17 protein-coding genes are annotated in these 17424 nt (G+C 72.1%); 5 read left to right on the top strand and 12 right to left on the bottom strand.

The features are described 5' to 3' along the window. Window positions 1–3080: 3080 nt before the first annotated feature. From I003_RS0123405 to I003_RS0123380, 6 genes are all read right to left on the bottom strand, one after another. Complete coding sequence (locus I003_RS0123405; protein ID WP_027773739.1) at window positions 3081–3635, bottom strand: Clp protease N-terminal domain-containing protein; 555 nt, start codon at window positions 3633–3635, stop codon at window positions 3081–3083. Continuing rightward, on the bottom strand, window positions 3635–3844 hold the full coding sequence (locus tag I003_RS0123400; RefSeq protein WP_027773738.1) for a helix-turn-helix domain-containing protein: 210 nt from the start codon (window positions 3842–3844) through the stop codon (window positions 3635–3637). Before I003_RS0123400 ends, I003_RS0123405 begins: the two co-directional genes overlap by 1 nt. A gap of 213 nt (window positions 3845–4057) precedes the next feature. Beyond that, the gene (locus I003_RS0123395; RefSeq protein WP_027773737.1) at window positions 4058–5020 is read right to left on the bottom strand and encodes a zinc-binding dehydrogenase; all 963 of its coding nucleotides are present in this window, start codon (window positions 5018–5020) and stop codon (window positions 4058–4060) included. Window positions 5021–5121: 101 nt separating this feature from the next. Further along, window positions 5122–5883: an amino acid ABC transporter ATP-binding protein gene (locus I003_RS0123390; protein WP_037721522.1), complete on the bottom strand. Its 762-nt coding sequence runs from the start codon at window positions 5881–5883 to the stop codon at window positions 5122–5124. Window positions 5884–5891: 8 nt separating this feature from the next. Then, on the bottom strand, window positions 5892–6860 hold the full coding sequence (locus tag I003_RS0123385) for an amino acid ABC transporter permease (RefSeq protein WP_027773735.1): 969 nt from the start codon (window positions 6858–6860) through the stop codon (window positions 5892–5894). A 36-nt stretch (window positions 6861–6896) separates the two neighbouring features. Then, window positions 6897–7820, bottom strand: coding sequence for an ABC transporter substrate-binding protein (locus tag I003_RS0123380; RefSeq protein WP_027773734.1), 924 nt, complete (start codon window positions 7818–7820; stop codon window positions 6897–6899). 494 nt (window positions 7821–8314) lie between these two features. Between I003_RS0123380 and I003_RS0123375 the strand changes: the two genes are divergently transcribed. Continuing rightward, on the top strand, window positions 8315–9529 hold the full coding sequence (locus I003_RS0123375; RefSeq protein ID WP_027773733.1) for an NAD(P)-dependent malic enzyme: 1215 nt from the start codon (window positions 8315–8317) through the stop codon (window positions 9527–9529). Between the two features lie 155 nt (window positions 9530–9684). Here I003_RS0123375 and I003_RS0123370 read toward each other — a convergent pair whose 3' ends face one another. Then, on the bottom strand, window positions 9685–10713 hold the full coding sequence (locus I003_RS0123370) for an aldo/keto reductase (protein ID WP_027773732.1): 1029 nt from the start codon (window positions 10711–10713) through the stop codon (window positions 9685–9687). 110 nt (window positions 10714–10823) lie between these two features. On the opposite strand from I003_RS0123370, the gene I003_RS0123365 reads away from it, so the two are divergent. Next, window positions 10824–11405: a TetR/AcrR family transcriptional regulator gene (locus I003_RS0123365; RefSeq protein ID WP_027773731.1), complete on the top strand. Its 582-nt coding sequence runs from the start codon at window positions 10824–10826 to the stop codon at window positions 11403–11405. 22 nt (window positions 11406–11427) lie between these two features. Here I003_RS0123365 and I003_RS0123360 read toward each other — a convergent pair whose 3' ends face one another. Then, window positions 11428–12225, bottom strand: coding sequence for a class I SAM-dependent methyltransferase (locus I003_RS0123360; RefSeq protein ID WP_027773730.1), 798 nt, complete (start codon window positions 12223–12225; stop codon window positions 11428–11430). A gap of 97 nt (window positions 12226–12322) precedes the next feature. Here I003_RS0123360 and I003_RS0123355 point away from each other — a divergent pair, with 97 nt between their 5' ends. Further along, complete coding sequence (locus tag I003_RS0123355) at window positions 12323–12943, top strand: CGNR zinc finger domain-containing protein (RefSeq protein ID WP_027773729.1); 621 nt, start codon at window positions 12323–12325, stop codon at window positions 12941–12943. Here I003_RS0123355 and sodX read toward each other — a convergent pair. Beyond that, on the bottom strand, window positions 12856–13290 hold the full coding sequence (sodX, locus tag I003_RS0123350; RefSeq protein WP_027773728.1) for a nickel-type superoxide dismutase maturation protease: 435 nt from the start codon (window positions 13288–13290) through the stop codon (window positions 12856–12858). The genes I003_RS0123355 and sodX overlap by 88 nt on opposite strands. A 148-nt stretch (window positions 13291–13438) precedes the next feature. Here sodX and sodN point away from each other — a divergent pair, with 148 nt between their 5' ends. Continuing rightward, window positions 13439–13834, top strand: a complete 396-nt coding sequence (gene sodN, locus I003_RS0123345; RefSeq protein WP_027773727.1) for a superoxide dismutase, Ni — start codon at window positions 13439–13441, stop codon at window positions 13832–13834. Between the two features lie 159 nt (window positions 13835–13993). Here the strand turns inward: sodN and I003_RS0123340 are convergent, their stop codons facing one another. The 3 genes from I003_RS0123340 to I003_RS0123330 all read right to left on the bottom strand — a co-directional run bounded on the left by I003_RS0123340 (window position 13994) and on the right by I003_RS0123330 (window position 16591). After that, window positions 13994–14845, bottom strand: a complete 852-nt coding sequence (locus I003_RS0123340) for a hypothetical protein (protein ID WP_027773726.1) — start codon at window positions 14843–14845, stop codon at window positions 13994–13996. 100 nt (window positions 14846–14945) lie between these two features. Further along, window positions 14946–16181, bottom strand: coding sequence for a sigma-70 family RNA polymerase sigma factor (locus tag I003_RS0123335; RefSeq protein ID WP_027773725.1), 1236 nt, complete (start codon window positions 16179–16181; stop codon window positions 14946–14948). Then, window positions 16178–16591, bottom strand: coding sequence for a YciI family protein (locus I003_RS0123330; protein WP_027773724.1), 414 nt, complete (start codon window positions 16589–16591; stop codon window positions 16178–16180). Before I003_RS0123330 ends, I003_RS0123335 begins: the two co-directional genes overlap by 4 nt. A 163-nt stretch (window positions 16592–16754) precedes the next feature. On the opposite strand from I003_RS0123330, the gene I003_RS32970 reads away from it, so the two are divergent. Then, window positions 16755–17360: a hypothetical protein gene (locus tag I003_RS32970; RefSeq protein WP_051368396.1), complete on the top strand. Its 606-nt coding sequence runs from the start codon at window positions 16755–16757 to the stop codon at window positions 17358–17360. Window positions 17361–17424: the final 64 nt, after the last annotated feature.

Genomic DNA, 17424 nt, shown 5'->3' with positions numbered 1-17424 from the left:
CGGGGGCCGGACCACCGGAGTCGGGCCCCGCCCCGATCGCGGGCACCCCGGAGGACGGGGGCCGGACCACCCTGTCGGGGCCTACCCCGATCGCGGGCACCCTGGCGGACGGAGGACCGGAGACCGGAGCCGGACCCGGCCCGATCCGCGGACGGCCTGATCGCGGGGGGCCGGAGGCCGGTGCCGGGGCCTGTCCCGATCGTGGATGCCGCGGCGGAGGGGGCCGAAGCCCCTGGGCGGGGCGTGTCCTGATCACGGACGGCTCGGTAGGCGGGGGCGGGGGCCGGAGCCGGGTCTGCTCCGGCCGCCGAGGCGGCGGCGCGCGAGGGGCGGAGGCCGGAGTCGGGCCCGCCCTGGGCGCGGACGTCCCGGCTCACGGGGCGGCCGGGACCCTGGAGTGGGGCCTTCCGGCGCCGATGCTCCCGCCAGACGGAGGGCGGCCTGGGTGCTGGGCAGGGGGTGTCGTGGCAATCGTCGGGTCGGGGCTGAGCCGGGGCCTGGCGGGGGGCGGCGGGTGTGCGTGGGTGGGTAAAAGTCGGGGCACGTGGGCGTTTTAGCCGTATCTGATGGGTGGGTTACCGCGGGTTGGTCCCGGCGACGTGCACACACGCCGCCCTGGCCGCAGATCCGGGGCTGCGAGCGGGTCTGTGTCTCTCGCGGGGCAAAACTCCAGCCATGTGGGCGATTTGGGTAAATTTGGTAGACGGGTCACCGCGAGTTTGTCCCGGCGACGTGCACACCGGCCGCTCCCGGCCGCGAATCCGGAGCCGCGGGGTGAGTTTTTGCGTCTTGCCGGGCAAAACTCCGCCCGCGTGGGCGTTTTAGGTAAGTTTAGGGGGCAGGCTGCCGCGAGTTTGTCCCGGCGACACGCATGTGAGCCGCTTCTGGCCCCGAATCAGGGGGCATCGGATGGGTCTGCGCGTGTCGCGGGGCGAAACTCCAGCCTGCTGGGCGATTTGCCCTAGGTTCGCGGGCCTGCGATGGAGAGTTTGTGCCGGTGGCCCTCATTCCGGCCGAATGGAGTGGTGACTTGCGTGGGCTGGGCGGGTCGTCGCGCCTGGCGGGGCGGAATATGGGCTTCCAGGCCCGGATCGGGCCGGATCGAGGGAGGTTACCCCGAGTTACGACCAGTTTTCTCCGCTCGGGCGTCCAGCACGCAGGACTGCCACCCCCACCACTCCGTCCCCGAACCACTCAGGCTGGTCCCCGACTTCCGCCCTCCGAGCTTCGCTCAGGCCATCCACGACGGGGCACCCCCTGGCCCGATCCGCCCCCGGCCCGGTACCCCACCGCGACCGGCACCAACCGACACAGGCACCCAGCCCTCAGCCCTCGTTCACCAGGGCATCGTGACCGCGCAGAGCCGCGCCGGACTGCGCCCCCCAACCACCGAGGGCGTCCGCAATCGGGGCGGGCCCAACTCCGGGCCTCCGGCCCTCGTCCGCCGGGGCGTCCGCGACCGGCGCGAGTCCGACTCCAATCCCGACCCTCCGTCCGCCGGGGCGCCCGCGATTAGAGCAGGCCCAACTCCGGGCCTCCGGACCACCACCTACCAGGACATCCGCAAGCAGGTGGTGCCCAATCCCGGGGCTCCGGCCCCCCCGTTCACCAGGGCGTCGTGACCGGCCCATACCTTGCGCCGGGCCGCCGCCCCGTCTTCCCGGGGCATCCGCGATCCGGGCAGCCCAACTCCGGCCGGCGGCCCCCGTCCGCCGGGCACGGCATCCGTAGCCCTGTCGGAGGGTGCCCGCTCCCCCTGGGCCCCCCTTAGCTGCCGGTCGTTCACGGGCCGGAGTCCGGGGTCAAGGGTGGGGCGAAGCCCCATCGCGCAGCGACGCCCCCGCAGCGAAGCGGAGGGGGCGCCCTTGACGCCGGACGCAGGCCCGACAATCAACAAGCGGGGTGGCCCGGGGGGAGCCCCAACGACACCGCCCCACCCCGACACCGACCCCACCGACGCCGCCTCCGTCACGGACGGGCACCCACCCCGACGCGGGCACCCCCGTACACCGGCCCACCTCACGTATCACCGCCCGCCCCGGCGCGTACCCCCGTACACCGGCCCACTCAGCGAACCACCGTTCCGCTCGGCGCGTACCCCCGCACCCGCCCCACGCACCACGCCGGCCAGCCGCCGACACCGGCGACCCGGGCCCACTGTCAGAACGGGCGCATACCCTTGGGCGGGCGTGAGGGGACGCACGTTTCGGGGCGAACAACGGCGCCCACGACGCGGCACCCACCGACGTCCGCCTCGGTCACGGACGGGCGCCCACCCGGCCCCCACCGGCACCGGGCCCACCCCACGTATCAACATCCGCCCGGGCACGTACCTTCGCACACCGGCCCACCCCACATACCAATGCCCTCCCCGGCACGTACCCCCGCGCACCGGCCCGCTCGTCCGCCCCGTGCGTACCCCCGCACCCGCCTCCCGCACGCGACAGACCAGCCAGCCACGTCCGTCTCCCGGGAACTCCAACCGCACCGCCCCCCGACGCCCAACCACGACACCGGCCCCCGCCGCGGACGGCTGCCAAGCCGCCTTCCGTGGTGGCGGTTAGCCGGCGATGTCAGTGCGGGCGCACACCGTGGTGGCGCTGGCGCCGGAGATGACGGACACGCCGGTGCTGGACACGCACCGGCCGCCGGGCGACACCGACGAGCAATGGGCGGCGCGGACGGCGGAGTTCGGCCGGCAGGCGATCGACGCCTTCAAGCGGATGGCGACGCCCGAGGATGGCGCCGGCAACACTGGGCCTCGTGCCGGACGACATGGGTTTCCAGACCGGTACGACGGTGCTGGTCGACGGCGGGCGACTGGCGGGCATGTGACGCCGGCGGTGCGGTGACCGCCGGGCCGGGGCGCGGCGGTCACCGCACGGTTCCGCGTCGCGGGCGGCGGTCAGGCGGTGATGCCGCCGCGCGGCGGCTCCGTACGGACATCCCGTCCCCCGCCGCCGGGGTCGCGGCGCCGGCCCGGGCGGCAGACCGGGTCAGAGCCGAGTCAGAACCGGATCGGGACCAGGTCGGGACCGGGTCACCACCGGGTCGGGACCGGTCCTCCGCCCCGCCCCGTCTCACCCCGCGCGCTGTACCGCGGGCAGCGCGGCCTCCACGGCGGCGTACGTCGCGCCGTGATCGGCCAGCACCTCGGCCGGGATGCCGGGGGCGGCGGCGAGGGCGAGCAGGATGTGCTCGTCCCCGATGACTCTGTCCCCCCGCCCCTGGGCGATCCTGAGGGACCGTTCCAGCACGGCCTTGGCGTCGGCGTCGAACCGCGTGGGTCCCCGCCGCCACGCCCGCCGCCGGGCGAGGGCGCCGGGGCCGTGGGCGGACTCGACGCGGTCGACGACCGCGGCGACGTCGATGCCGATCCCGGCGAGCGCCTCGGTGTCGGACTTCGTCAGCCCACCCCGCCGCCGTGCCTCGTCGAGCCCTCGCACGACCCCGGCCCGGCGCTCCTCGCTGTCGATGCCGGCCGTGGCCAGCGCGACGGCCCCCGGGGTGCCGGATCCGTCGAGGAGTTCCCGAAGCAGGTGTGCGGCGGCGACGCGGGGCTCGCCGTCCCGTTCCGCGCGGGCCGCCGCACCGCGGACGGCTTCCCTTGCGGCATGCGTGAACCGTTCGAACATCAGCGCCTCCCGTGCTTCTTGTGTACCGCCTGCCGGCTGACTCCCAGCTCGGCCGCGATCTCCTGCCACGACCAGCCCTGATTGCGCGCGCTGTGCACCTGCACGGCTTCCAGTTGTTCCAGCAGCCGCCGCAGCGCGGCGACGGCCCTGAGTCCTTCCCGGGGATCGGCGCCCCCGGCCCGCTCGGCAAGTTCGGTCGCCTCACTCATGCCGTCAACCTACGTTGACGGGCGCCGCATGTCAACCAAATTTGACGACAGACGGCCGGACCCCGTCCCCGGGGTCCGGCCGTCGCACGGTTTCGCACGCCCTTCCGGAGGGTCCGCACCAGGGCCGCTCGCGACCCTGGCATCCGTGACGCGCCGCGCCCTGCCAGGTCCTCCTGAACTGCCCCTGCCAGGGCGTCAGAACGATCCGCCCTGTCAGGGCGTCAGGACCACCTTGCCGAAGAGGTCGCCCGCGGCCATCTTCGCGAAACCCTCCCGCGCCCGGTCCAGCGGCAGCACCGTGTCGATCACCGGCCGTACGCCCTTCGCCGCGCAGAAGTTCAGCAACCCGGCCAGCTCCTCCCTGCTGCCCATCGTCGAGCCGACGACCTTCAGCTCCAGGAAGAAGATCCGCTGCAGCTCCACCGCGGACGGGTTCGGCCCGCTCGTCGTACCGGAGATGACCAGCGTGCCGCCGGGGCGCAGGGACTTCACCGAGTGGGACCACGTCGCCGCGCCCACCGTCTCCAGGACCGCGTCCATCCGGTGCGGCAGGCGCGTGCCCGGTGCCACCGCCGCCTCCGCGCCGAGGTCCTCGGCCCGCTTGCGCTTCGTCTCGTCGCGGCTCGTGGCGAATATCCGCAGCCCCGCCGCCGCGCCCAGCACGATCGCCGCCGTGGCGACACCGCCGCCGGCCCCCTGGACGAGGACGGAGTCGCCGGGGCGGACGCCGGCGTTGGTGAAGAGCATGCGGTAAGCCGTGAGCCAGGCCGTCGGCAGGCACGCGGCCTCCTCGAAGCTCAGCTCCTTCGGCTTCGGCAGCAGGTTCCAGGCCGGGACGGCGACCTGCTCGGCGAACGTGCCCTGGTAGCGCTCCGTCAGGATCGACCGCGGCTCGTTCGGGCCCACCCCGTGGCCGGTCTGGCCGATGACGGAGTGGAGGACCACCTCGTTGCCGTCGGCGTCGACGCCGGCCGCGTCGCAGCCGAGGATCATCGGCAGGGCGTCCTCGCCCAGTCCGACGCCGCGCAGCGACCACAGGTCGTGGTGGTTGAGGGAGGCGGCTCTGACGTCGACGACGGTCCAGCCGGGCGGGGTCTGCGGCGCGGGCCGCTCCCCCGTCTCCAGGCCGTTCAGCGGTTCGTCACGGTCGATGCGGGCGGCGTAGGCGGCATACATGACCATGAAGTTACGCCCCGGGGCGGGGGCCGTACCAGCCCCCGCCCGGTGGAGCGCACCTTCTCCCACCGGGCCCGGTGAACCCGGGGCCCGGACGGAACTCACAGCACCTTGGACAAGAACGCCTTCGTCCTCTGGTGCTGCGGGTTCGTCAGCACCTCCCGCGGGTGCCCCGACTCCACCACGACTCCGTCGTCCATGAAGACCAGCGCGTCCCCGACCTCCCGCGCGAACCCCATCTCGTGCGTGACCACGATCATCGTCATGCCCGACTGCGCGAGGTCACGCATCACGTCCAGCACCTCGCCGACCAGCTCCGGGTCGAGCGCGGAGGTGGGCTCGTCGAAGAGCATGAGCTTCGGCTCCATGGCCAGCGCCCGCGCGATGGCGACGCGCTGCTGCTGGCCGCCGGAGAGCTGCGTCGGGTAGCCGGACGCCTTGTCCGCCAGGCCCACGCGGTCCAGCAGCCGCAGCGCGCGCTCGCGTGCGGTGGCCTTGGACTCCCGCTTGACCTGGACCGGCGCCTCCATGACGTTCTCCAGCGCGGTCATGTGCGGGAAGAGGTTGAAGCGCTGGAACACCATGCCGATGTCCTTGCGCTGGGCGGCGACCTCTTTGTCCTTCAGCTCGTAGAGCTTGTTGCCCTGCTGCCGGTAGCCGACGAGGTGCCCGTCGACGTACAGCCGGCCGGCGTTGATCTTCTCCAGATGGTTGATGCACCGCAGGAACGTCGACTTGCCGGAGCCCGAGGGGCCGACGAGGCAGAAGACCTCGCGCGGCGCGACCTCCAGGTCGATGCCCTTGAGTACGTGGGTGGGCCCGAAGGACTTGTGGACACCCTCGGCCCTGACCATTGCCGTCATCGCGGCGCTCACCTCGTTCCCCTCAGGCGCGGCCCGGAGAAGACGTTCCGCCGGAGCTTCTGCAGCGGTGTCAGCGGCAACTGGCGTACGGAGCCCTTGGCGTAATGCCGCTCGATGTAGTACTGGATCACGCTGAACACGCTGGTCATCGCCAGGTACCAGATAGCGACGACGATGTACATCTCCATCGGGTTCAGGTTGGTCGCGGAGATCTCACTCGCCACGAACGTCAGCTCGGTGTACTGGATCACCATCGCCAGCGACGAGGTCTTGAGCATGTTGATGAACTCGTTCCCCGTCGGCGGCACGATCACCCGCATCGCCTGGGGCAGCACGATGCGCCGCATCGTCCTCCCCTGGCTCATGCCGAGCGCGTGCGACGCCTCCGTCTGGCCCTCGTCGACCGACTGGATGCCGGCGCGGACGATCTCGGCCATGTACGCGGCCTCGTTGAGGCCGAGACCGAGGAGGGCCGCCACGAACGGGGTCATGACGTCGGTCATCTCGTTCTTGTAGAGCGGACCCAGGTTGAGGGTCTGGAAGACGAGGCCGAGGTTGTACCAGAGCAGGAGCTGCAGCAGCACCGGGGTGCCGCGGAAGAACCAGATGTAGAGGTTGGCGAACGCCGAGGTCACCGGGTTGTCCGAGAGCCGCATGATCGCGAGCACGATGCCGAGCACCACACCGAGCAGCATGGCGAGCACGGTGATCAGCAAGGTGTTCCCGGCGGCCTCGACGACCCGGTCGGAGAACAGGTACTCGGGGACGTCGCCCCACTCGATCTTGGCGTTGGCGAAGGCGTAGACGAGCAGCCCGAGGAGCGTGAGGACGATGGCGGCGCTCACCCAGCGCCAGGGGTGCCGCACGGGTATCGCCTTGATCGCCTCGGGCGGCACCGCGGTGGCGGCGCCGGTCTTCGAGGGCACGGGCCCGGCCGCTTGCTTGTCGGCCGGGCCCGGTGAGGTCGGGTCGGTCACGGAAGAACTTCTCTCTGGAACGGCTGCGGGCGGTGGTTACTCGTTGCCTCCGTTGACGGCGGCCTTGTCGACGCTGCCCTTCTGGACGTTCCACTTCTCCAGTACCTTCTGGTACTCGCCGTTCTCGATGATCGCGTCCAGCGCCTTGGCGAGCGCGTCCCGCAGCTCGGGGTTGTCCTTGGAGACCGCGATGCCGTACGGAGCGGCGTCGATCTGCTCGCCGACGACCTCGAAGTCCTCGCCGCCGCCTGACTCCCGGGCGTTGTACGCGGCCACCGGGAAGTCGTTCAGGTCCGCGACGGCCCGGCCCTGCTTGACCTGCTGCAGCGCCTCGGTGTCCTTGGTGAAGGGCAGCGTCTTGATCGGCTTGTCGCACTTCTGGTTCTGCGCCTTGGCGATGTCCGCGCTGACCGTGCCCCGCTGGAAGGCGACGGTCTTGCCGCACAGGTCGTCGAGCGTGGCGATGCCCTCGGGGTTGCCCTTCTGGACCAGGATGGAGACGCCGGCGGAGAAGTAGTCGACGAAGTCGACCTCGGCCTGGCGCTCCTTGTTGTCGGTCATCGACGACATGATGATGTCGAAGCGGCCGGAGTCGAGCGACGGGATCAGGTTGTCGAAGACGTTGTTCTGGAACTGGAACTCGACGCCCAGCTCCTCACCGAGCGCGTTGGCGATGTCGATGTCGACGCCGGCGGGCTTGCCGCCCTGGTCGAACTCCATCGGGGCGTACGCGATGTCCGAGCCGACCTTGATCACGCCGGCGTCCGCGATGGCCTTGGGCAGCGCGCCGGGCGCCGCGTTCGCCGAGGTCTCGGAGCCACCGCCGTCGCCGCCGTCGCCCCCGTCGTCCGTCTGGTCGCCGCAGGACGAGAGCACGAGGGCCCCCGCGGCAGCGAGTGCCCCGACGGCCACCAGTCGTGACTTGGCTGCTCCGGTGCGCCGGGTGGTGCGAGGGCTCATTGCGGGATCCTCCTGCGGGGGGTGAACGGGGGTCGGGAGTTCACGGCCCCGGACGCGGCAGTTTGGTGCGCCTGGGGCGGATGTCGGCGACTGCCGACGACGGCATCTTTGCATCCGGAAGACACGCCTCAGAAAGGCTGCCGGGTCAAAATCCGATAACAGGTTCGGTAATGAGACGTAGCTCACGCTTATACAAACCTGGCAAACCCTGCGATTCGCGACTTTTCGCAGTATGCGAATTCTCGTATGCCCATACGTTTCGTCTCCGCCCGCTCTCTAGCAAGTAGCTCGCACGGAGCGCTCGGCTTCCTGTACAACGGACACTTACACCCCAAATCCGGGGCCCAGGGCGCGAGTGCGGCGCGCCCGGTGTCCGGGCCTCACCGTGGCCATGGCGCTCACTCCGCGGCCAGGCGGCCGGACACGTGCCCGCCCACCCCTCGACCGAGAGGGGTGGTTCCTCTTTCTATGACTGCGACTAAGGGGTCAACAACGTGGCAGCGGAGATCGTCAACCCTCCGAGCGCGACGGATACGTCCGACAGCCCAGACGACGACTACTTCGATCCGGCCTTCGCCCTCCACCGGGGCGGCAAGATGGCCGTCCAGGCGACCGTACCGGTGGACGACAGGGACGACCTGTCGCTCGCCTACACACCCGGCGTCGCCAAGGTGTGCACCGCCATCGCGGAACAGCCCGAGCTCGTCCACGACTACACCTGGAAGTCCCAGGTCGTCGCCGTCGTCACGGACGGCAGCGCGGTCCTCGGCCTCGGCGACATCGGCCCGGAGGCATCCCTTCCGGTGATGGAGGGCAAGGCCATCCTCTTCAAGCAGTTCGGTGGCGTGGACGCGGTCCCGGTCGCGCTGGACTGCCGGGAGGTCGACGAGATCGTCGAGACCGTGGCGCGGCTGGCGCCCTCCTTCGGCGGGGTGAACCTGGAGGACATCTCCGCCCCGCGCTGCTTCGAGATCGAGCGCAGGCTGCAGGAGCGCCTGGACATCCCGATCTTCCACGACGATCAGCACGGCACCGCCGTCGTCACGCTGGCCGCGCTGCGCAACGCCGCGAAGCTCAGCGGCCGGCCGCTCGGCGAGCTGCGCGCGGTCATCTCCGGGGCGGGCGCGGCCGGTGCGGCGATCGCCAAGATCCTGGTGGAGGCCGGCATCGGGGACGTGGTCGCCACCGACCGCAAGGGCATCGTCTCCGTGGACCGCGAGGACCTGACCGACGCCAAGCGGGAGCTGGCGGAGCTGACGAACCACGGGGGGCGTACGGGCTCGCTGGAGTCGGCGCTCGCGGGCGCGGACGTCTTCATCGGCGTCTCCGGCGGCACGGTGCCGGAGCAGGCGGTGGCGACGATGGCGGAGGGCGCGTTCATCTTCGCCATGGCCAACCCGAACCCGGAGATCCACCCGGACGTCGCGCACAGGTACGCGGCGGTCGTGGCCACGGGCCGCAGCGACTACCCGAACCAGATCAACAACGTGCTCGCGTTCCCCGGCATCTTCGCCGGGGCGCTGCAGGTGCGCGCCTCGCGGATCACCGAGGGCATGAAGCTGGCGGCGGCGGAGGCGCTGGCGGACGTGGTGGCGGACGAGCTGAGCCCGGACTGCGTGATTCCGTCGCCGTTCGACGAGCGGGTGGCGCCGGCGATCACGCGCGCGGTCGCCGCGGCGGCCCGCGCGGAGGGCGTGGCGCGGCGGTAGACCTCCGCGCGGGCCGTACGGCGCAGCCCGGCGGGCGGCGCACGTACGGCCCGCGAAGGACCCGCGGCGGGGCCGCCCGGCAGTGCACCGGGCGGCCCCGCTCTCTCGTTGGACGGACGGCGGCGTACGCCGCCGTACGCCGCCGTCCGTCGCCCTCAGGCCGCCACGCGCTCCTCCGGGGGCCTGCGCCGCAGCCCGGCGCGCAGGATCGCCGGCGGGTCGTACGCCATGTCCAGCCGCCCGACGTCGGTGCCCGGCGGCACGATCGCGTCGATCCCGTCCAGCACCTCGTCGGTGAGCGTCGCCCCGGCGCCCGCGAGCAGGTCGTCCAACTGCTCCATGGTGCGCGGACCGATGATCGCGGACGTGACGCCCGGGTGGGAGATCACGAAGGCCAGCGCCATGTGCGTCAGCGGCATGCCGGCCTCGGCGGCGAGCGGAAGCAGCCGTTCGACGGCGTCGAGCCGGCGCTCGTCGGCGAGGTACTTGAAGCCGTAGCCGCCGCGGAAGGTCCCGGGCTCCTGACCCTTGCGGTAGCGGCCGGTGAGCATGCCGCCGGCCAGCGGGCTCCACACCAGCGTGCCCGTCCCGTACCGCTCGCAGACGGGCAGCACCTCGCGCTCGATGCCGCGGTCCAGGAGGGAGTAGTTCGGCTGCTCGGTACGGAACCGCACCAGGCCGCGCCGTTCGGCGACCCACTGCGCCTCGACCAGGTCGGAGGCGGGGAAGGCGGAGGTGCCGACGGCCCGCACCTTTCCGGCGCGCACCAGGTCGGTGAGCGCGGACAGGGTCTCCTCGATGTCGGTGTCCGGCGCGGGCCGGTGGATCTGGTACAGGTCGACGTGGTCGGTGCCGAGCCGGCGCAGGGAGTCCTCCAGGGCGCGGACGAGCCAGCGGCGGGAGTTGCCCTGCCGGTTGGGGTCGTCACCCATGGGCAGGTGCGCCTTGGTGGCGAGCACGACGTCGTCGCGGCGGCCCTTGAGGGCCTTGCCGACGATCTCCTCGGACTCCCCGTGGCTGTAGATGTCGGCGGTGTCGACGAAGTTGACGCCCGCGTCCAGCGCCTTGTGGATCATGCGGACGGACTCGTCGTGGTCGGGGTTGCCCTGGGCGCCGAACATCATCGCGCCCAGGCAGTAGGGGCTGACCTTGATCCCGGTCCGGCCCAGCGTGCGGTACTGCATGGCTCTCCTCCTGCGTGGACTGCGGGTCGGGCGTCCCGGTAGGCTCAATACGGAACGCCGTTCAGTCCGAGAATACGGAACATTGTTCCGCATTTGCAAGGGGTCCGAGCATGCCTGAGCGCAGCACCACGGGGCAGCCGGCCGCCGGCCGCCGCATGCGGCCGGACGTCCGGCGCAGCCTGGACGCGCTGCTGACCGCGGCGGCGGAGGTCTTCGAGACGGAGGGCGTGGACGCGCCCGTACGCCGCATCACGGCGAAGGCCGGGGTCGGGGCGGGGACGCTCTACCGGCACTTCCCGCAGCGCTCGGACCTCATCACGGCCGTCTTCCGCAAGGAGGTCGACGCCTGCGCGGCGGCCGCCCCGGAGCTGGCCGCGCAGTACGAGCCGTGGGAGGCGCTGACGCGGTGGCTGCACCGCTTCACGCAGTTCATCGCCGCCAAGCAGGGCCTGAAGGCCGCCCTGCACTCCGGCGACTGCGCGTACGAGAGCCTGCCCGGGTACTTCCAGGAGCGCTTCGTCCCCGCCCTGACCGGCCTGCTGGACGCCGCCGCGGCGGCCGGTGACATCCGCTCCGACGTGACCCCGGACGACCTGCTGCAGGCGCTCAGCAGCATCATCGACCCGGACGACCCGGAGTACACGCGGCGCATGATCGCGCTGCTCGCCGACGGGCTCCGCCACCGCGTCTGACGGCGCCCGCCGGCGCGGGCGGTCAGCGCAGCGCGAGCACCGCCGCGTCCCGCGCGGAGGCCCAGATGGTCCGGGCCTCGGCGAAGCCCGCGGCGCGCAGCGTCTCGGCGTGCCACGCGGGCGGCTGCACGTCGCCGTCGGCGTGACCCCCGTTCGGGTCGTTCGGGTTGCCGAAGATCGCGAAGCGCTCGGCCGCGGGCCCGGCGAGCACGGGGTCCGCGGCGACCAGGCGCCACCAGTCCGCCCAGTCCGGCACCCCTTCGGCCCGCTCGCGGTCCTGGCGCACCTTGCTCCAGTTGCGCACCGCCTCGTTGATGCCCGGCGTGGCCGGGTCGGGCATGTGGTCGGCGTTGACGAAGATCCCGCCCTCGCGGACGACGCCGGCGATCTGCCCGTAGAGCGTGGCGAGCTGGTCGGAGAAGAGCCAGTGCAGCGCGGTGGAGGTGAGCACCGCGTCGTACGAACCGTGCGGCAGGTACGCCGTCCAGTCGGGCCTGGAGAGGTCGGCGGTGACGAACTCCGCGCGCGGGTCGTCCGCGAAGGTGCCGCGCGCGATGGTGAGCAGAGCGGGGTCGAGGTCGACTCCGGTGGTACGCGCGCCGGGGAACCGGCGCAGCAGCCGGACGCTGATGCTGCCCGTACCGCAGGCCAGGTCCAGCACGCGCGGCTCGGACCCCACCAGGGCCTCGACCGCGTCGAGCACCGCCCGGAAGCGCTCCTCGCGATCCGGCATGTACCACTCCTGCTGGCGGTCCCAGCTCGCCTGCCACCCCTGCCAGTCGGCACCCACGGGCGTCCCGGCGTCGGTCGTTCCGGCCATTGCTGCCTCCCTGCCTCCGCGGCGTAATACCCTCTACAGGGGATCGTCCATTACGACCCCGCCGCGTCAGCATAAGCCGAGCTCGTAAGGACTACAAGTGGAACTGGCCTATTACTCCGATATGGCCGTGCGCCTCGTCAACACCGAGGAGCCTGAGCGCGGCACCGACTCGCTGACCTCGCTGGACGCGGCCAAGGAGCTCTTCCGGGACAGCGGCAACTTCACCCGGCGCGCCACCGACGCCGACGTCAGCCGGCTGCGCCAGGTGCGCGGGCGGCTGCGGGGGATCTTCGAGGCGGCCGACGAGGGCGACGAGGTACGCGCCGTGGACATGCTCAACGCGCTGCTCATCGACTTCCCCGTCAGCCCGCAGATCAGCGGGCACGACTTCCGCGACGAGGACGGCCGCCCCAAGTGGCACCTGCACGTCGCCGAGCAGTCGGCCAGCTCCGGCGCCGGCTTCGCCGCCGCGGCGTGCATGGGGCTGGCCGTCCACCTCACGGACTACGGCGTCGACCGCCTGGGCCTGTGCACGGCCGCGCCGTGCCGCAACGTCTTCCTCGACACCTCGACGAACCGCTCCCGGCGCTACTGCTCCGACCGCTGCGCGACACGCGCGAACGTCGCGGCCTACCGCGCCCGGAAACGCCAGGCCAGCGGCCGCACCGCGGACGCCGCCCACCACACCGCCGCCGGCACCGAGCGCACCGAGCGCTGAAGCCCCCGCGGGGGGCGCAGCCGCAGGAAGGCGCGGGCGACGACCAGTTCGTCCGGTACGGCGCCGAACTCCCTGCTGTCGTTCTCGACGAACCGGTTGTCGCCCAGCACCCACCAGCCGCCGTCGCGGCGCTCCACCACCCGTTTCACGATCAGCAGATCCTGCTGGAACGGGTGGCGCAGCACCGCCACGTCACCCGGCCGCACCGCCGCCCCGTACTGCACGATCAGTTGATCCCCCGGACGCAGCGTCGGCACCATCGACGGACCGTCGACCGCCGCGAGGCCGAGGCTCTGCAGTCCTCGGCGTCCGGCGTCGTGCCTGCGCTCGTTCACCTGGCCCTGCATCGGGCATGCACCTCCGGCCTGTCGTCCACAAGGCCCAGCCTTCCACTGGACTTTTGACCTAAGCCCTCCGGGGCACTCGCGAATTTTCGTTCCCCACGGAGTAATGTCCCACCTGGAAGACGATCACGAGGAAGGACGGCTGCTTTCCATGTTTTCTCGCCTGTTCGCCCCCAAGGTGACGGTCAGTGCCCACTGTGACCTCCCCTGCGGCGTCTACGACCCGGCCCAGGCCCGTATCGAGGCCGAATCGGTCAAGGCCATCCAGGAGAAGATGCAGGGCAACGACGACCCGCACTTCCAGGCGCGGGCCACCACCATCAAGGAGCAGCGCGCGGAGCTTGCCAAGCACCACGTTTCGGTGCTGTGGAGCGATTACTTCAAGCCCCCGCACTTCGAGAAGTACCCTGAGCTGCACCAGCTCGTCAACGACACGCTCAAGGCTCTCAGCGCCGCCAAGGGGTCCACCGACCCGGCCTCGGGCCAGAAGGCGCTGGACTACATCGCCCAGGTCGACAAGATCTTCTGGGAGACCAAGCGGGGCTGAGCCCTTCGCCGCCTTCGGACATCCGCGTGCCCGTACCGTCGCGTACGGTACGGGCGCGCCCGTCCTCCGTCCCCCCGCGCGCGGGCCCCGCCGCCGTGGCAGTTCTCTGCTACCTCCGCGCGCCGGCGGCGTCCGTTCGCCGCGCGCACGTCGTCCTTCCTACTTCTCGAGGTCGGTGAGCGCGGTCTTCGTCTCGTCTTTCAGCATCTTCTCCACCTCTTCGGTCGACGGCGGATCGCCGGAGTCGGTGCCTCCGTAGTAGCTCCAGTCCATCTCGTAGGTGAACCAGCCGGCGCGCACCGCGAGGCTCATCGAGCGGCTGCTGCTGTCGCCCTCGCCGTTCTCCCTGACGAGGTACGCCTCGTCGCCGAAGCCCTCGACGGGCTCGGTCACATACTCGTAGTCGTCGTTCGAGCGGTCCTCGAAGCCCTTGTACGTGGGGGCGAACTCCCCGGTGGGGTCCGACGCCTCGTGCCAGACGGCGCTGACGGAGACGTACGTACTCGCGTAGTCGTCCGGGTCCGCCTCACGGTCCGTCAGGCTCCAGCTGCAGAAGCTCTGATCCAGCCCCTTCCGCTGCGAGCCCCAGCCGGTGCCGTCGTCGGCGGAGTCCGCGACGTCGTAGCGCTCGTCGAACGCCTTCAGCCCCGTGCTCTCGCAGAGGTCCTTCTCGAAGCGGTGGCCGAGGACCGGCTCGGGGTCGCCGGACGAGTCGAAGCCGCCGGTGGCGAAGAGGGCGCCCGCCCACACCGCGGAGGCGACCACGACGCCCCCGAGACCCCACAGCCAGGCCGGCACGCCCTTCTTCTCCGCGGCGCCGAAGCCCGGTGCGGCCGGCGGCTGGCCCGGCGGGCCGCCGGAGGGCTGGCTCGTGATCGGGACGCCGGCCGGCATCGTCGGCTGTGCGTAGGGATACTGCTGCGGCACCGAGCCCTGGGGCTGCTGTTGCGCGTAGGGGTTGGGGTTGTTCTGCTGGTACGGATTCGGCGGCGGGCCCGGCGGTATCGACATGTGCGCAATGTACCGCCTGGCGGCGACGGCGGGCCGCGGACCGGAAGGCTCCGGGCGACGGGCTCCTTCCCGGGTTCCTCCGCCGGCCGGGCGCCGTCCGTCAGCGCAGCCGGGCCGCCCGCAATTGGAGATAACGCTGCTCGGGCACGCTCAGCGTGCGCTCCGCCGCGCGCCCGTACGCCTCCCGCGCCGCCCCAGTCTCCCCCGCGAGCTCCAGCAGGTGTGCCCGTACGGCGTCGAGACGGTGGTGCTCCGCGAGCCGGGGGTCGTCCGCGAGCCCGGCCAGCAGGTCGAGTCCGGCGCGCGGGCCGTCGGCCATGGCGACCGCGACCGCGCGGTTGAGGCTGACGACAGGGCTCGGGGCGAGGCGCTCCAGCAGGTCGTACAGCCCGAGGATCTGCCGCCAGTCGGTGTCCTCGGCGCGCTCCGCCTCGTCGTGCACGGCGGCGATGGCGGCCTGCACCTGATACGGGCCGAGCGCGGTGGTCGTCAGCGCGTGGCCGACCAGAGCCACGCCCTCCTCGATCTGCTTGCGGTCCCAGCGGTCGCGGTCCTGCTCGTCCAGCGGCACGAGCGCGCCGCCGGGCCCGCTGCGGGCGTCGCGCCGGGCGTCGGTGAGCAGCATCAGCGACAGCAGCCCCGCGGCCTCGCCGCTGCCGGGCGTCAGGGCGTGCACGGCGCGGGCGAGGCGGATCGCCTCGGCGGCCAGGTCGGCACGGCGGAGGGTGGCACCGGAGGTGGCGGTGTAGCCCTCGTTGAAGATCAGGTACAGCACGTGCAGCACGGCACTGAAGCGGCCCGGCAGCTCCGCGGGCTCCGGCCGGCGGAAGCGGGCGCCCGCGTCCTTCAGCGTCTTCTTCGCCCGGCTGATCCGCTGCGCCATCGTCGCCTCCGGCACCAGAAAGGCGCGGGCGATCTCCGCCGTGGTCAGACCGCCGACCGCGCGCAGGGTCAGCGCGATGCGGGACGGCTGGGTGAGGACCGGGTGGCAGCACAGGAACAGCAGGGTGAGCGTGTCGTCCTCGGAGGGGTGGCGCGCCTCCCCCGGCGGCGGCATGCGGAAGTCGTCGCGCGGCGTCAGCGCGGCGGCGGACTCCTCACGGCGTCGCCGGGCCCCCTCGCTGCGCAGCTCGTCCGTCAGCCGGCGGGAGGCGACGCGGATCAGCCAGCCGCGCGGATTGTCCGGCACCCCGTGCTTCGGCCACTGCCCGGACGCGGCCAGCAGCGCCTCCTGTACGGCGTCCTCGGCGGCGTCGAAGTGGCCGTAGCGGCGCACGAGGGCGCCGAGGACCTGCGGCGCGTGACGGCGCAGCAGGTCCTCGACAGGGGCGCTCACTGGCCCGGCGCCGCTTGCAGGATGGGCCGGATCACCACGTCGGAGACCGGGGAGCCGGCCGGGGCGGGGCACTGGTGGACGCGCTTGGCGATCTCGGTGACCCGCTCGTCACTGGCGCAGTCCAGCACCCAGTAGCCCGCGAGGACCTCCTTGGTCTCGCCGAACGGACCGTCGGAGACGACGGGCGCGCCGTCGGGGCCGCCGGTGACGACGATGGCCTGCTTGGGCGCGGACAGCCCGTTGCCTTCGAGGACCTCCCCGGTCTCGGCGAGGTCGTTGTTGATCGACTCCATGTGCTGGAACATCGCCTGGAGGTCCTTCTCGGTCCAGGCAGGGTGGCCCTCGGAGCCGTTGCCGTTCATGGCGTCGTAGTCGGCCTGCGAACCGTAGATCATCACCAGGTACTTCATGGTTCTCACTTCTTCCCGTGTTACCGGCACCCGCCGCGGGCGCCTCTCACAGGAGACGTCGGGGCCGGACGGCGGTTCTCGACATGCTCCGCCAAAGATTTTCACGGGATTTCCGCCGGCCCGCCCGTTCTCTCTCCACAGGCGACGGCGTAATGTCGATTACATGATTACATCCCAGGACACGGAGGAGATCCGCGGGTGGCTCACCGGGCGGCTGCCCGACGGGCTGTTCGCCTCACCGGTCGAGGTCACGGTCGACCGGGAGGAGATCTGCGTCGTCGGCACGGTCCCCGAGCCCGCGGAGCTCGCCGCGGACGTGACCGGCGCCGAGCGCGACGCGGCGCTGGACGGCCGCATCGCCGAGTTCCGCGAGCGCACGCGCGAGGAGCGGATGGCGGTGGCACGGGCGGCGGAGCGGCGCTACCGCAGGAAGGTCTCCTGGGGCGCCGAGTGCGGCGGCCGGCGGGAGATCTTCACCAACGTCTCCGCTCCCGTGATGACCCGGCTGCGGCAGCCGCAGCGGCAGGTGCTCGACACCCTCGTCGCGGCAGGTGTGGCGCGCAGCCGGAGCGAGGCACTGGGCTGGTGCGTACGGCTGGTGGAGAGCCACGCCGACGACTGGCTGCGGGAGCTGCGGGACTCGCTGGAACACGTGCGGCACGTACGGGCCCAGGGGCCGGACCGCCCGGCGCAGACCGCGCCGTCGAACGGGGCACCGCCCAGCCCGCCAGGACGGGACCCGGGGGACGGGACGGAGGACGGGACATGAGCGAGGACACACCGGGCGGGTGAGCCGTCGCGGGCGGGGCCGGCGGGCCGGGAGAGCGGAGCGG

The sequence above is a fragment of the Streptomyces sp. CNQ329 genome (genome assembly GCF_000482585.1).
This window is presented reverse-complemented; position numbering and strand designations above follow the sequence as displayed.